The sequence below is a fragment of the Candidatus Magnetobacterium casense genome, from assembly GCF_000714715.1.
In the GTDB taxonomy this organism is placed as follows: domain Bacteria; phylum Nitrospirota; class Thermodesulfovibrionia; order Thermodesulfovibrionales; family Magnetobacteriaceae; genus Magnetobacterium; species Magnetobacterium casense.
Genome location: NZ_JMFO01000021.1, coordinates 1 through 14,910, shown reverse-complemented (window position 1 = coordinate 14,910; position 14,910 = coordinate 1). Strand labels below are relative to the sequence as shown.

At 46.9% G+C, this 14,910-nt stretch carries 17 protein-coding genes and 1 tRNA gene; 5 read left to right on the top strand and 13 right to left on the bottom strand.

Annotated features, from left to right (window positions below; translation table 11 throughout):
- Positions 1-257 precede the first annotated feature (257 nt).
- The 3 genes from Mcas_RS11145 to Mcas_RS11135 form a co-directional block, all read right to left on the bottom strand.
- A complete protein-coding gene (locus Mcas_RS11145) occupies positions 258-1,367 on the bottom strand; it encodes an FMN-binding protein (RefSeq protein ID WP_156033328.1) in 1,110 nt (369 codons plus the stop codon).
- A 92-nt stretch (positions 1,368-1,459) separates the two neighbouring features.
- Complete coding sequence (gene nosZ, locus Mcas_RS11140; RefSeq protein WP_040335623.1) at positions 1,460-3,289, bottom strand: TAT-dependent nitrous-oxide reductase; 1,830 nt, start codon at positions 3,287-3,289, stop codon at positions 1,460-1,462.
- Positions 3,290-3,312: 23 nt separating this feature from the next.
- On the bottom strand, positions 3,313-4,116 hold the full coding sequence (locus Mcas_RS11135) for a c-type cytochrome (protein WP_052567233.1): 804 nt from the start codon (positions 4,114-4,116) through the stop codon (positions 3,313-3,315).
- A gap of 435 nt (positions 4,117-4,551) precedes the next feature.
- Between Mcas_RS11135 and Mcas_RS11130 the strand changes: the two genes are divergently transcribed.
- The gene (locus Mcas_RS11130) at positions 4,552-4,815 is read left to right on the top strand and encodes a hypothetical protein (protein WP_040335648.1); all 264 of its coding nucleotides are present in this window, start codon (positions 4,552-4,554) and stop codon (positions 4,813-4,815) included.
- A gap of 134 nt (positions 4,816-4,949) precedes the next feature.
- Here the strand turns inward: Mcas_RS11130 and Mcas_RS11125 are convergent, their stop codons facing one another.
- Genes Mcas_RS11125 through Mcas_RS11115 form a run of 3 tightly spaced genes read right to left on the bottom strand, consistent with a single transcriptional unit; the run spans position 4,950 to position 6,950 of the window.
- Positions 4,950-6,113 carry an MFS transporter gene (locus Mcas_RS11125; protein WP_040335622.1) on the bottom strand — a complete coding sequence of 388 codons (1,164 nt, stop codon included), beginning with the start codon at positions 6,111-6,113 and terminating at the stop codon, positions 4,950-4,952.
- A complete protein-coding gene (locus Mcas_RS11120) occupies positions 6,110-6,652 on the bottom strand; it encodes an HDIG domain-containing metalloprotein (RefSeq protein WP_040335621.1) in 543 nt (180 codons plus the stop codon). Before Mcas_RS11120 ends, Mcas_RS11125 begins: the two co-directional genes overlap by 4 nt.
- Before the next feature lie 4 nt (positions 6,653-6,656).
- Positions 6,657-6,950 (bottom strand): hypothetical protein, encoded by a 294-nt coding sequence (locus tag Mcas_RS11115; RefSeq protein ID WP_040335620.1) that lies wholly within the window; start codon positions 6,948-6,950, stop codon positions 6,657-6,659.
- 300 nt (positions 6,951-7,250) lie between these two features.
- Here Mcas_RS11115 and Mcas_RS11110 point away from each other — a divergent pair, with 300 nt between their 5' ends.
- Together Mcas_RS11110 and Mcas_RS11105 are read left to right on the top strand one after the other, a co-directional pair.
- Positions 7,251-7,571 carry a hypothetical protein gene (locus Mcas_RS11110; RefSeq protein ID WP_156033327.1) on the top strand — a complete coding sequence of 107 codons (321 nt, stop codon included), beginning with the start codon at positions 7,251-7,253 and terminating at the stop codon, positions 7,569-7,571.
- A gap of 53 nt (positions 7,572-7,624) precedes the next feature.
- Positions 7,625-7,939: a hypothetical protein gene (locus tag Mcas_RS11105; RefSeq protein ID WP_040335618.1), complete on the top strand. Its 315-nt coding sequence runs from the start codon at positions 7,625-7,627 to the stop codon at positions 7,937-7,939.
- A 256-nt stretch (positions 7,940-8,195) separates the two neighbouring features.
- On the opposite strand, the gene Mcas_RS16840 is transcribed toward Mcas_RS11105, so the two are convergent.
- From Mcas_RS16840 to yajC, 5 genes are all read right to left on the bottom strand, one after another.
- Positions 8,196-8,609, bottom strand: coding sequence for a bacteriohemerythrin (locus tag Mcas_RS16840; protein WP_052567228.1), 414 nt, complete (start codon positions 8,607-8,609; stop codon positions 8,196-8,198).
- A gap of 59 nt (positions 8,610-8,668) precedes the next feature.
- Complete coding sequence (locus Mcas_RS11095) at positions 8,669-8,953, bottom strand: hypothetical protein (RefSeq protein ID WP_040335617.1); 285 nt, start codon at positions 8,951-8,953, stop codon at positions 8,669-8,671.
- A 211-nt stretch (positions 8,954-9,164) separates the two neighbouring features.
- Positions 9,165-10,076, bottom strand: coding sequence for a protein translocase subunit SecF (gene secF / locus Mcas_RS11090; protein ID WP_156033326.1), 912 nt, complete (start codon positions 10,074-10,076; stop codon positions 9,165-9,167).
- On the bottom strand, positions 10,073-11,695 hold the full coding sequence (secD, locus tag Mcas_RS11085) for a protein translocase subunit SecD (protein WP_040335616.1): 1,623 nt from the start codon (positions 11,693-11,695) through the stop codon (positions 10,073-10,075). Before secD ends, secF begins: the two co-directional genes overlap by 4 nt.
- A gap of 120 nt (positions 11,696-11,815) precedes the next feature.
- Entirely contained in the window at positions 11,816-12,166 is a 351-nt protein-coding gene (gene yajC, locus Mcas_RS11080) for a preprotein translocase subunit YajC (RefSeq protein WP_040335615.1), read from the bottom strand.
- A 359-nt stretch (positions 12,167-12,525) separates the two neighbouring features.
- Here yajC and Mcas_RS11075 point away from each other — a divergent pair.
- Positions 12,526-12,597, top strand: a tRNA-Thr gene (locus Mcas_RS11075).
- A 38-nt stretch (positions 12,598-12,635) separates the two neighbouring features.
- On the opposite strand, the gene Mcas_RS11070 is transcribed toward Mcas_RS11075, so the two are convergent.
- Positions 12,636-13,376, bottom strand: a complete 741-nt coding sequence (locus Mcas_RS11070) for a tyrosine-type recombinase/integrase (RefSeq protein WP_040335614.1) — start codon at positions 13,374-13,376, stop codon at positions 12,636-12,638.
- Positions 13,373-13,591: a helix-turn-helix domain-containing protein gene (locus Mcas_RS11065; RefSeq protein ID WP_040335613.1), complete on the bottom strand. Its 219-nt coding sequence runs from the start codon at positions 13,589-13,591 to the stop codon at positions 13,373-13,375. Before Mcas_RS11065 ends, Mcas_RS11070 begins: the two co-directional genes overlap by 4 nt.
- A 203-nt stretch (positions 13,592-13,794) precedes the next feature.
- Here Mcas_RS11065 and Mcas_RS11060 point away from each other — a divergent pair, with 203 nt between their 5' ends.
- Positions 13,795-14,505, top strand: a complete 711-nt coding sequence (locus Mcas_RS11060; protein WP_040335612.1) for an IS1 family transposase — start codon at positions 13,795-13,797, stop codon at positions 14,503-14,505.
- Positions 14,506-14,910 lie beyond the last annotated feature (405 nt).

Sequence of the window (14,910 nt, the reverse complement as noted above, 5' to 3'; positions counted from 1 at the left end):
ACCTAAAAAAAGAAAGAAGGGAGTATCCTCTTTATATTTCACGGTAACCATACTTTTACGCAAGAAAGAAAGGGGCGGCTCCGCCCCCCCTCAGACCCCCCTGCAAGGGGAGGGGTGAGGCACCCCGGCCAGAAAGAAGTCCCCTTGACCCCATTTTACCATGCTTTTTTAAGAGGATACAGAAGGGAGGCAGGTACGATTTTCAGGGTTGCCAACCCCCGCTGCGATAAAATTGTACCCTGCCACCTATCTATAGCTCAGTTATAAGACTTTTCACCGTCTACTCTGAAAAACCTGTCCGGTACCTTGTACTCAATTTCAACGGCCTTAAATTTCTTCTTGGTACCTACCCTGTAGGGTAACATTAGTTTAAATTTAAACGGGGTTGATTGGTCAAAGTCCTTGCCCCTGATGACAAACACGCCACCCTCTTTAATGGCAGGAGCGCCACTTGCCGCAATCCCTGTCAGTATCCTGTAGTCCTTGTCGGTGAAGTTATATATGTGACTCTCCTGTTCGATGCTGAATCGTTCAAAGACTCCACCGCGGGCAAACCCAGACCCCTTAAATGATCCCACACCGCGGGCAACGATAAAGACCGCCGACTCACCGGGTTTAAGAGTCTCCATTATTTCGTTGTAGAAGCGTTCACCTAATACGTTTTTGCCAATTGAGGGCGGCGGTACCAGACCGATGTGTAGGTCCAGGTATGGGGCATCACCCTCCAGGGCAAGCTCCTCAGACATGATCAGGATGTTTTTTACGGCGCCTGTCTCAACGAGATCCTTCCAGGAGAGGGATTCAAACTTAGTGCTGAATCTACGCCCGCCCTCTTGTGCATGCTTGGTTAAACCGGCCTGTCCGGCGGCCACCTTCTTGGCGCTTTCGGCTATTATGATGTTCTGTACTGCCGCCGTCACCGTGGCACCCGTAATGGCGTCCATTTTTATCTCATTGCCAAAGGTAAGACCCGTTATGGCATTTTTTCCAACGTATTGTTTCAGGAAGTCCTGATAGTTATCCTCCTTAAGCCCTATGAGTACAATGGGTTCTGAATGGAAGAGCAGCTTTACGCCGGTGATGTTACCACCGGTGTCCATCCCGATGAGGGTTTCCATGTGTTTACCCGAATAACCGACGTGTTTCTCCGTCCAGTCCTTCGATAAGAAGGCATAGCCTATGAGCCTGCCCCCTGCATAACCCTCCCAGTAGCGGTTTTTTTGTACAAACTTATCGGCCTTCAGGACGTCTTCCAACTTGTAGTCATATCTGTGCTCAAAGAACTTTGCCTGTGAGGCATATAATTCAGCACATAACGCAGACGACATAAATACTAAGGCAAATAGCAACAACTTTGTTCTCTTCATTGATCTTTCCAATCCGTCATAAACAGTTGACACATTATCATTATTGACGCCGGGGGCGTTTGACACACCCCCGGAGCCATTATCCTTATTCCTTATGCCTTTTCAACGATAATTCGCATCCTCATTTCAAGGTGCAGGGCGTGGCAGAAGTTTGTGCAGTATGCCCAATATACGCCGGGCTTGTCTGCGGTGAACGTCACCGACTTGGTCTGAAACGGTGCTATTACAAAGTTGATGTTGTAGTTTGACAGTGCAAAGCCGTGTGCCAGGTCGGATATCTCATCATTATTCGTCACAATGACGGTAACCGCATCACCCTTTTTAACCTTGACCTCCTGCAGTCCATACATGGGGGCATTGGCGGTCAGCTTAATGGTCACCTTTTTGCCCTTTCTCTCCACCCCGCTCTTGGTAACGGCCAACGGGTGCTCAAACATGTTGTGCCTGTCCTTGACGTTCTTTTCGATGATGTCCCTTCTGACGATTATACAGTCGTGGGGCTCGAGGTACTGTGCCGAGTCGTGTATAAGCTTGAGCTTGTCGCCGGATATGTCAACGAGCTGTTCGCACTCGTTTTTGAGCGGTCCAACGTTTATGAAGCGGTCTTTTGAGAACTTATTCAGGGAGATGAGCCACTTGCCGTCGGCCTCCTTGGTCTCGGCCATTGTGGCCATTATGTGTCCGACCTGATAGCTGATATCAAGGATGTCCACGATGTGTTCGTTTTTCTTCTTTTCTTCCGCTCCCTTCTTTTCGGCGTCTATTGCCTTTTGTACGTTCCACTTGACGTTGGTACTGTCTATGAAGACGGAGGTGATGGCGTTACCCCTGCCGTCAAAGGTGGTGTGGAGCGGTCCAAGGCCGATATAGGGCTGTGCCACGATGCAGTCCTTGGGCTTGATCTTGCCGTCAAAGGCCTCTGCGAGCTTGTCGATGGCCACAACCGTGCAGTTGGGTGAGACCTTGCCGGAGCAAACGGCGTACTTGCCATCGGGGGAGACGTTTATACCATGCGGGTTCTTGGCCACCGGTATCCTGATGACGATATCGGACTTGCCCTCCCTGCCGTCAATTACCTTAACGCCCTCGATGACCTTGAACTTGCCATCCTTGAGCGCCTTTCTTATCCTGTCCCAGTTAAACACCAACATGTAGTCAAAGTCCGATGCCAGCATCTCCGAGATCGTAACGCCTTTTTCTATGTTATACGATGTTGTCATAGAGTACTTACCGCCGTAATCGGTGGCGGCCAGGTCCATGTTCTCATCCACCATCACCTGACAGACGACTTCCATCTTTTCGGCGTCTATGATAGTATGTGCACCGTAGTATTTGTCCGTAGCCATATCCGGCTGATTGGGTACCGGCACCTGGAATTCGCTGTTACAGACAAGCCACTCGGTCTTTGGCGACCTCTGGGTAAACAGTCCGTGCATACCCTGGATATTGGGCACGTCGAGTATCTTGTCTACCTCCATGTAATCGACCCGTATGCGGGCCACCCTGTTGTTGAGCTTATCGTTAACGAACAGGTACTTGCCGTCATATACGCCGTCCTTGTAGGAGCCGTGGACGTGATGGGTATCGCCGCAGAACTTGCCCCTTAGCAGGGCCTTGCTTTCGTTTGTTATGCCCCATCCGGTAGCCACGTCCATGTTAAAGACGGGTATTCTCTTGAGCTCCCTCATCGAGGGCACGCCAAGTATCCTGACCTCGCCGGAATGTCCGCCGCTCCAGAATCCGTAGTAGGCATCAAGCTCACCGGGCTTGAGCTCTGCGCTCTGATGGCCGTTGCCCTTGGTTTCGGCATGTGCTACTGATGGACCTTCCTGTCCCTTGTCGTTGAGCATTACAACGCCAGCCCCGGCTGCAACCGAGGCCATTCCTATATATTTAAGAAAATCCCTTCTATCAACCGACATAAAATCTCCTTTCGTGCATCAGTCTATTTACTGAGTCGTCCCATTAATTTCAATGTATAAGAAACTAGATGCCATCTGTCATCCTCTGACAACGAATCCTGAAAGGAGGGCATCCCTGTACCATCTAAACCGGTCGTGTATGCCATATACACGTTTTCGGGGGCAAATCCCATCTTTGTTGCCCCGCTTGTGAAGTCAAAGGGGACCACCTTATCGCCCCAATCGTCCTTCAAGCTGTCAGCCTTGGTGCCATCGCCCTTGCCCTCTTTGCCATGACACTCCCAGCACTTCATCTTCTCCCATATCTGCTCACCCTTTGCAACCGAGTCAGGATTGCCTACCCACGCCGGTTTCTTCACGGCTATTGGCGGACAGGGTTGTTCGTCCTTCCACCTCGGTGAAAACCCCTTGATATACTGTACCACTGCCTTTCTCTCTTTTTCGGAGAGGTCGGCGCTTGATGGCATGTAAGCCCTCGGTATGCCAACGCTAACTACGTTTAACAGGTCGCTCTCCAGGGGCATACAACCCGTGGGAGTTGTCCTGAACTTGAATACCCCTGCCGTAAAGTCCCTCGGATAGATACTCCACGACATGCCCTTTTTCTCCACCCTGTGCACTATACCTACCAGACCCTTACCGTCTCCGTTTGATCCGTGGCATATTACGCATCGGCTTTCATAGACCTTTTTGCCCTCTGCTGCAGCGTCCGCACCATAAGCCGACCCTGCGCCTTGTGTTAAAGCCACCAAGCATAACAGCAAAATGACCTGACACAAAAACCTGACTACCACTTTGTCAACAATAACCTTGTTTCCATTGCCCATTGCTTCCTCCTTCATGTTTTTTTACTGTATATCAGATTAACCCAATATTGGGTATACTCTCTTGTCGTCACGCTAAGTGATACCGGATAGCCTTGATAACAGGTATCGACCTAACGAAATAGTGTACACTATTTGAGAGTGTATAGTAAATAGTTACTATTTCTATGCAGGGCAATCGCATTAGAGAATTTTACGAATTGTTAAGAGTTTACCTTAATGTTTAAAAGTCAAGGGCAGGATGGGGTCAAGGGGGCTGGCCCCCTTGCAGGGGGTTCTGAAGGGGGGCGGAGCCGCCCCTTTCTTTTCTCTTACGGTCAAATGCGATTGCCCGGAACGAGTAGTACTGGGCGGGTGAAAAAAGTTTTTGACAGTTCTTACGCCGGATGTGGTATAATGCTTATGTTTGGTACCAAATTTATTGAAAGGAGGTGTTTTATGAGAAAAGTAGTAATCGCCCTGGTGCTTATGGTGTCTTTTTTGGTAAGCGGGCAGGTTTTTGCAGGCAGTGATGACACAGCATGGGTAAATCAGTGCATAAAAGACAACAAGCGGGAAGGTCAAACAACTGCTACCGTCAAGATATACTGTGAGTGCATGAACGGTAAGATGTCAGAAGACGAAACCCGATCCATTACCCAGTGGGAAAAGTCTCACCCAAAGGAAATGGCTGAATGCGATAAACGGGCTGGCTGGCAGTAATTTAAATCAGGTAGTACGTAGGGTTTATGGGGCCTTACGTACCATACCTGAGTACTGTCTGCCGCAAATTAACCTTCCCGGTTGCAGAATCCACCATTGCTACATCGGGGTTAGCGAAAGCCGGGTATCTTTCTTTATATCATTGCAAGCTTAAACACAATGGCGCAACAGAGCAATACGATAGCCGCAAAGACAAAAACGCTGTTGTAGGAGAGATAGGTGGCAATGACCCCGGATACAAGGGGGCCGGTGGTGTGTCCGATGTCCATGACGGAGGCCAGGATGCCCATTGCCGATGCCAGACTTTCCCTCTTGCTCAGGTCTGCTATCAGTGCGGATGTGGCCGATGTCACCACCGAAATGCTTAGGCCAAAGGACACACTCAACACAAGCAGCGGTATGAACCTGTCAGAGAGCGAAAATCCATAGACACAGACTGCGCCGACAATGGCCCCGACAAATATCTGTGGAACCCTCCCATGCCTGTCGGAGAATCTCCCCATAAAGGGCTTGGTCAGGGCAATGGATATTACCTGGATCGACAGTATTGCGCCGATCTCATACGGAGTCAATCCAACGCTGGTGGCATACAGGGGCAGAAATGTCTCAAATGCTCCATAGGAAAACAACACGGCGCCCTCAACAACACTCGTTACAATGACCCCCTTTACGGTAAGCAACTGTCTCAGTCGGCCAAGTATGTCCTTCCATGACACCGTTTTGTGAGCATCCCTGGCCTGCCCAGGGATGGATAGCAGCGTAATCAGCGACAGTATCCCCACAAAGGCACACAAGAGATAGACCGTCTTGTAACTCATTCCCGGATTGAAGGCCATCAACCCGATGATGCCTCCCCCGGCCATGGGGGCAATGAAACGCCCTAACAGGGTTGAGGTCGAAAACCAGCCGATCTTCTCCCCCCGTTCCCTGTCAAAGACGTCGGAGACCATAGACAAGGCAACCGGCATAAAAATCGCCGTCGCCAGGCCGTGATAGAACCGCACCATCACCAGTTGCCAGACATTGCTGACAAACAAGTACAAAAACGGGGCCGTGGCAAATATCAGCGTGGCAACGGTGAGCATACGCTTCTTGCCGATCCGCTCGGCCATCATCCCCGACGGCACACTGGCGATGATCCCCGTAAAGGACGACACGGCGCTCACCACTCCGATGCCCGCTGCGCTGATCCCTATCGACAGGGAATACAGTGGCAACACAGGGCTTTTTGCTATCGTTGAACTGAAAATAGCAAAAAAACCCGTTACGCACAAACTCGCAAAGTAGGATGCGCTCACTTGCCGCGCATCAGGGACTGTATCTCATTGTGGTAGCCGATGTAGCGTTCAGTGGTGATTGCGTTCTTGCCATACTTGACGTGTTGCCTGAGTATATCCGCAAAGCGTGTTTCCGCCTCGGATTCGTCCTTGATATCGACGACGTCTTCCGTGATGATATCTACGAGTCTGTCGGCGTAGATCACTATTTTCTCTTCAAGGGTCTTGAGTGAGTAGTCCTTATCGGGCAATCCCAGCTCTTTTGCCTCATCGGGTGTCAGGCCTCCCCTGATGTGCTTTTCCATGATGTCTGTTATGGCAGTGGGTAGACCCAGCTCCTTCCCCATCTGCGCCCCGATCTTACCGTGCTCAATCTCGTGCGTCCTGGCCTTGCCCAGGTCGTGCAGCAGCGCCCCACGGGTGACGGTCTCAATATCCACCGTTGCACCCGTCCTGCGTGCTATCTCGATTGCCTTCTCGGCCACCTTGATACAGTGTGTCAGGTCCTCTGCGCTTAAGCCGGCCCTTTTAAGTAGCTCTATGTCAGCGTCTTTTATCATGGCTCTATTGCTTCTTGATGCCAAAGTAGGTGAAGGCATCCGCTATTGCTTTTTCAAAGTCGTGCATTATGTGGGTGAACTTCATCTGTACATCGTCGTGGATGTGCTGGATATACTCCTGGAGTCCCTCCTTGCCATACTTCTCCTCCATCATCCTGCCGTATTCGTATATCTTGGTGATATCGTGCCTCTGCGCCTTTGTTTCCATGTCTGCGGCGTCTATCCATTCGTGTACTTCCTTGTAATCCTTTCCTGTTCTGTCAAGGCTGGTCTTGAGGTGTTTCGGGACTGGTGGCATAAGTTGTTCTCCTTTTGTTTTTTATTTTGTAACGTATATTAATAGTATAACGTATGTTACACGATTGTCAAGAGGGGTGTATCACCGGAAGAAGTTAAAAGAAAGAAGGTATACTGAAGTGACAGAGGTTTTTTCAGGCATGATAATTGAGTGTGAAATAATAGGGTCAAGGGAACTTCTTCGTGCCCGGGGTGGCTAACCCCTCCCCTTGTGGGGGGGCTGAAGGGGGGTGGAGTCGCTCTCCTTACTTTCTCTTACCATGAAATATAAAGAAGATACAAAAATATGGTAATATATTATATGGAAGCACTATTGAAACATGTTAACAGTCAAGTGAGTGACGGCTCCAATTATGTTAAGGAATCATCAATGAAGGACCAGGAGCGTCCGGCAGCGGTAAAGAACAGTGAATACAGATTTGTACGTGACCTGGTAACTTTGTTAATAGAGAAAGCACTTACGGCAAAGAAGAAGGCTGCAAACGGAGGAGATTTTGATAAAGGAATGCACATGACTTATTACGACATCCTGTCTTTAGTGCAAAATCAGGCCGATGCCTTCGGTATTCCTCTTGATGAATTGGGGCTAAAAGATTTCGATGCGGATGTGAACTTGCTGTAAATACCGAACTGTTCGCAGGGGCAACACGCTGCTTGTCTCTATAGGGAGATGCTTTGGGCAAAGAGTTATCTGAGGGAAATAAGGTAAATGCCTATGAAATGGCAAAAGAAGGTGGCAAACATTATGGCTTTTTTCAGAACTACCAAGAGCGTCCCATCGAAGAACTGCAAAAAAGTGTATCATCGATTAAAAAACAGATAGCCAACCATTATGCCAAAATTCAGAACCCACAAGAGCATATTAAGGGTTTTGACCGTCTTGATTTACGCAGGCAAGAGTATCTTGTTGAATCAAAATGGCCATCCGATATAAAAAGGCTGAATGAGCAACTCGAAATCCTTGAGGGAGTTATCTTATCACGATTATAGCATATTTCAATTTGATTAACCCCCATGCCCTTACGGGCACAACAAAAGCAAACAATGAAAATCCTTGATTATGTTGTATATTTTTAGACTTTCATATAAAACACAAGGTACGCAGCACTTGTATGGAGCGTCAAGGGGGCTTCTTTGTGGCCGGGGTGTCCCGCCCCTCCCCTTGCGGGGGTTTTAAAGGGGGGCGGTGGAGCTTGAGTTGGTTGGGTAGTAGTTGCCCCCTTTTTTTAGGGTCGTAAATATTGCGTCAGGCTTTGTTCTTTAAGAATGCCCCAAGCTGTTTGTCTGCCACGTTTATGTGATCTACAAACCATGTGTTAAGGTCAAAGCACAGTGCGAAAGACGTGAGTTTGTTTCTGACGGAGAAGTCCTTTTTTAAGGTGTTGAGGTCGCTTATGAATTTTTCGTGTTGCTGCTTGTGCAATTGATAGGCGGCATACTGAAATTGGGCCATGTACCTTTCTTCTATCGCAAAATGACTCTTGGTATAGTGATCCAGGAAGTTAAACGTATCTTCAACCTCACTAATCTCTCTGCTTTCAGAGATTGCGTAGTGTAAGGCGCACAATTTATCCAGAAGTTCAATGTGTTGCATGTCCTGCCAGATAACACCGGTTTGCAACTGTGTAGTCCATTTCACAGGGGTGCTTGTTTGTTGCACGTAATCCTCCTTCTTGGAGCCTTAGCTTTTATCATACTATAAGATAACGGTTGAATTGCCTAGGCCACCTGATATATCCTGACATCTGGTGCTCCCTGCAGATATGGCTTCAGCGCCTCGACAACATCACCGGTGAACAGGGCGCTGCTGAGATAGCCCTGGGCCAACTCCACGGAATCAAAACCGTGGAGCACCTGTACATCTTCGCTGCGGATAAGCAGCTCCTTAGACCGTGCCCCGGGGATTTTATCCAGAAACGGTTGTTTGTACTTTGTGTATACACCGGCTGCCTTGGGCCTGTCTGCCTCTGCGATTTTAAGAGTTATTTCCAAATATGCACTCATTGTTTTTTTCCTCCTTAGTGCTTCATCAGGGGGACCATGCCCTCCTGTAAAATTTTAGTATATACCAAACTAAATGGAGTTTGCAAGAAGAATAATAGCGCAACCGGCATAGACACTTACTTTAATTTGCAAACCTGTTTTTGTCTGGCAGATATCCACACGGGCAGCAATAGGCTTACTACCCGTATGGTTTTAATCTACACGACCAATCCTATTTCTTAAACAACGGTTTGCTGCCCGACCACACCAGAACTACCGGACTTGCCACAAATATCGACGAGTACGTCGCGATGCAGACACCAAGAATCATGGCAAGCGAAAAATCATGGATGACCTCCCCCCCAAAGAGATACAGGGAGATCGAGGCAAGCAACACGGTTATGGATGTCACAATAGTTCGTGAGAGCACCTCGTTGATGCTCTTGTTGATGACCTTATCCGAGGGGTCCTTAAACATGACCCGCAAGTTCTCTCGTATCCGGTCAAAGACAACTACCGTATCCGTAAGGGAATAACCGGCTATCGTCAACAGCGCCGTCAACAGGATCAGGTTCATCTCCAGTCCGAAGACGTAAAAGATTCCAAGTACCGCCAGAACATCATGCACCGTGGCCACCGTCGCCCCCACACTAAAACTGAACTGGAAACGCCACCCCACATAAATCAGTATCCCTACCACCGAAGCTACAATTGCCCACATGGCATCAACCCGAAGCCTCTTGCCCACCTTGGGGCCTATCTCGGAGACCGAGTCTACTGTTATCTTGTTGCCGGCAATGCCCTTTTCAACGGCTGCTATGACCTTGTCGGAGAGACCAACAGCGGTTTCATCCTGCTTCTTTACCAGTATCAGCACCTTGCGTTCTGTAGGCAGGTCCTGGAGTTCGGCATTTTTTATGCCGCCTGCACTGACGGCCTCCCTGACCTGATGCAAGGGCACTGTTTTTTCAAACTTTAGCTGTACTGCCGTGCCACCGGCAAAATCTATACCCAGATTGGCACTGCCACGCACTATCGCCACAATGGCCAGTATCCCCAACAGGGACAACGCCCCGGATACGACAAAGGCTATGTAACGCTTGCCCATAAAATCGATGTTTGACTTCTTTATTAACTCTATCATATGCTGAGACTCCTGACCTCCTTCTTTGTGTGTATGAAATCAAACACTGCCTTGGTGCCAATAAGCGACGTAAACAGGTTGATTATGATACCGATACTGAGAGTCACCGCAAAGCCCTTTATAGGGCCGGTGCCAAACTGAAAGAGCACCGCCGCTGTGATGAGCGTGGTAACGTGTGAATCGACGATAGTCAAAAACGCCTTGTCATAGCCGGAATCCACCGCAGAGCGTGGCGTCTTGCCAATCTTTAACTCATCCCTCATGCGTTCAAACAACAGCACGTTGGTATCTACGGCCATACCAATGGCCAACACGATACCCGCTATGCCCGGCATCGTCAGGGTTGCATTCATTGCAGCCATCACGCCAAAAAGGAAAAATATGTTCAACACCAAAGCCACATCCGCTATCAGACCCGACAGCCTGTAGTAGATGAGCATAAAGGCCGCTACAAGGACAAATGCAACAATGGACGCTAATTTACCCGCCTCTATAGAGTCACGCCCAAGCGACGGACCAACCGTGATATTTTGGTGCATCTTCACCGGCGCCGGCAACGACCCCGCACGTAGCACAATGGCCAGGTCCTTTGCCTCCTCCATAGAAAACGACCCCGTTATCTGCGCGTTACCACCGGCTATCTTTTCTTGGATCACAGGGGCCGAATATATATTGCCATCAAGGATAATAGCAAGCCTCTTCTTTACGTACTTGCCCGTTACCTCCTCAAAGAGCTTGGCCCCCTCGGCATTAAACGTTATGGAGACGTAAGACGTATTAAAGCGCGAGTCAATGGCAACCCTCGCCTCCGAAAGCGAGTTGCCCGTCATGACGACCTCCTTCTTAAGCAGCATGGGATGCTTGGTAACTTCGGTGGTTTCCTTGTTTATACGCCGTTCAAAGCGCAATTCGGTATCTTCGGGGAGCTTGCCGGCATACTTTTTGATCAGCTCTTCCTCTTCTGCCGGCTTTATGGATAGCGGTATCTCAGCGGCAATGGGAGCCGAATCGTCAACAAGCCGAAACTCCAGTTGTGCGGTCTTGCCGATAAGCTCTATTGCACGCTTTGGCTCTTTGACGCCGGGTAATTGAACGATCAACTCGTTTTCACCCTGGCGCTGGATCACTGGTTCTGTGACGCCAAACTGATCGATTCTGTTGCGTATGGTTTCAAGGGCCTGCTCGGTGGCATTGTCTTTGATGGCCTTGACCTCTCTGTCGGACAGTGTATAGCTTACAGCCCCGCCTGACTCCTTTGCGGTCATGGTCGTGTAGGTGCCCTCGATGACCTTCCTCACCTCAGCCGATGCCGGGGTGACAACAATGTTAAGACCCTCTGACTTTACGTCGGTCTTGAGTTCCTTCTTCTCCAGCAGCTTTCTGATGTTGACGGCACTACTTGCAACCGTCTGCTCAACTGCCTTATAGCCCTCAACTTCAAAAACAAGGTATATACCACCCTGCAGGTCAAGCCCCAGGACAATACCTCTGTCGGGCATGTTACTTCTGTACCCCTCCGGCATATGCTTAAAGACCGGCGTGTTGGGTAACAAAGACACTATGGAAAAAACCATTGCCAGTCCTATAAGAGCAAAACGCCACTTAACACTTTTTTTCATTTAACCTCCATTTTTTTACTGTAATTCAACCTCTATGGCAGGAAGCGATATCCCCCTGCATAACGGGGGTGATGCAACCATGTATGACAGCGTGGTCCCCCCTGATTGGTCTTTGCCGTGTCACTCCTCCTCGGCGGTTGTTCTGATGGCGGCTATGTGGCTCTTGCCAAATTTTACTTTAACGTTTTCGGCTATCTTTAATGTAACCGTCCTGTCGCTAACCGCCTCCACCAGACCGTATATCCCGCTGGATGTTATCACTTTATCGCCTTTCTTTATTGTTTGTAACATATCGCTATGCTCTTTGGCCTTTTTTTGCTGGGGCCTGATCAGAAGCAGATAGAAGATAATAAAGATGATGAAGATAGGAAGCAGGCTCATAAATGCATCCCCTGAGCCTCCCTGCCCACCCCCGCCACCAGGTGGTTGCCCCATTGCCCATGCCAGTGCCCATGTCAGTGATACAAACATAACTCTAAACCTCCAATGTTTTTTCCCATATATAGTAAACATTTTCTTCCATTTTAGCAAGTGCTGGTTTTTTTCTTTTTTTCCCTCTGGCAGGGTGCATAAAAAAAATGGTGGCACCTTACCCCAAAGGAAAAACTAAGGAGGGCTATGGCCCCCTTTTATGGCGGGGGTGCCTCACCCCTCCTTAAACCTCCCCTTCGACCCCACGATCCCTACAGTTGCTTCTTATAGACTATATGCCGCTTTGATACGAATTAGAAATTTTGCCTCGCCACCAAAAATTTATGCACCCCTCTGGCAGGGGGTACTTGTTTTTTACGGATAAACATGCTATCATAAATAAATTATAGATATTAAGTGCCGAGGTAGCACAGTGGTAGTGCAGCTGATTCGTAATCAGCAGGTCGAGGGTTCAAATCCCTTCCTCGGCTTGGTTTTTTCAGGCCGTTCTAAAATTGTTCTAAAATCGTCAGAAATTGTTGGGTTGGTATATGCTTAGTGCTCTTGATGCTTCGAGTGTATCAGTACCAGTAGTGTGCGTATATATTTCATTAGCGTGCTGTACGAGATGAAATGCTAACATTATTGCACGTTTTAACATATCATCTGCTACAATGTATAAATTCTCGAATAATATTTTCGTTGTTAATTCAAGATGATGTCTATGTTCTTTGAATTTTTTAATACCATCCGCTACATTAGTTTGAACATAACCCCAATCAAGTGCTTTTTGAAACAACATTCGGATAAAACCAATTCTGCGGTTAGCTTCATAGGGTTTATCCCTCATACTATCGTGATAGCGAATTATATCTTGACGTGATATTTTCTGAACCTGAGTGTTGCCAAATATTTTACAAAGCTCTTCAGCCATACGTTTATAGTTTTGGATTGTTTTAGAGGCTAATCCTGTTGTTGCATCATTGAAGAATCTTTCACAAAGAGATTTAAAAGTAATTTTGTTTTGAGTATTTTTACCGATTGATGTTATATCCAATTCTGTTTCTTGTTTCAATCTTGATTCAACTTCTGCCCATCTTTTTAATGCTTCTGCTTCATTTTGAGTTTTGAGTGGATACCATTTTATTTTTCCGTTTATGTAAATGACATAATAATAATAACCACTTTTAATATGCAAGTGTGATGGCAGTTTTTTTGTTTCCATTTTTGTTCGTTTTCGTCCCATATTTTTAGTGTAACATTTATTCACAACTTCAATCCTTTAAGTAATTCCTTCATTAGTGTTTTAAAGTTTTCTATAATGGCCTGTCGCGGGATGATATACCTGGCCCCGATGCGCTTGTGTTGGATTTCACCGGCGTTAAGCAGTGGACGCAGGGTATTCCACGACAGGCCGAGGACGTAGCACGCCTCTCCTGGAGAGAGCACGACAGCGTCAGGCGGTGGCGGGGTCTTTTTGATCATGCCTTATTCCCAAAAAAACAGATATTCATCTGTATTCTCATCCCACCGTGAATTCATACCGTCCGGCAGCAAGTTCATAAGCAAGCCCCAATCAAACGGTTCGGTTTTGGGTAGTCCTGCAGAAGTAGTGATGGTATGATTTTTATTTTTAGTGTCATATTTGCTATAATACATTGAGAACTTATTTTAAGGAGGCTGTACTTATGATTTGTATACAATGTGGCTCAGAGGAAGTTGTTAAAAATGGCAGCATTCACAATGGAAAACAAAAATTTATGTGTAAAAAGTGCGGCAGACAATTCGTAGAAAATCCACAAAACATAATAATACCACAAGAAACGAGGGATTTAATTGATAAATTGTTATTGGAGAGGATGGCATTAGCTGCAATTGTACGTGTTACTGGTGTCTCTGAACATTGGCTTCAAGATTATGTGAACCAAAAATATGATACAGTGCCTCAATATATCGATGTTAAAAAAAAAGAAAAGGGACGTTTAACAATTCAATGTGATGAAATGTGGTCATTTGTTGGAAACAAGGAGAATAAGCAATGGATTTGGTTAGCATTAGATGATGATTCTCGCGAAGTGGTTGGTGCTTTTGTAGGGAGCCGTGATATGAAAGGAGCTAAAGGATTATGGGATTCTCTGCCTCCGGTTTATAGGCAATGCGCCATATGTTATACATATTTTTGGACGGCATACGCAGGGATTATCCCATCAAAAAGACATCGCCCTGTAGGGAAAGAAAGTGGAAAAACAAGTTATATCGAAAGATTTAATTGCACAATGAGACAAAGAATATCCAGATTAGTCAGAAAAGCTCTTTCTTTTTCTAAAAAAGTAGAAAACCATATTGGAGCGGTATGGTATTTTATACATCACTATAATGCTTCTCTGGTTAGAGCATGAACCTGTATCACTATCTTTACAGGACTACCCAAAATATGTATTATGTATGTATTTAATTCATACTACATAAACAGCTAATAGAGCCTCTTGCAAAAAGAAATCAAAAATCCCTACAAATATCTACTCTCTCATCTTTAATGAGGTCTAAATTTTATTCACTCACATAAAAATCTCCAAATCTTCTATTTTATCGGACATAATTGCCAATTTATTCTGATTTTAGACGCATTTCTCCCTCATAATGCTAAAACAACCTTTTTTTAGGTATCTTTTATCGTTTAGGTTATCAGTTTTAACATTTGATCGGCAAATAAGACAACAATTCCGATCATCAAGTGCATCTTTACTTTCATGCTTCCCCTTACCAAAACATTATTTCCACCAAATTCGGTCTTCAATCTACCA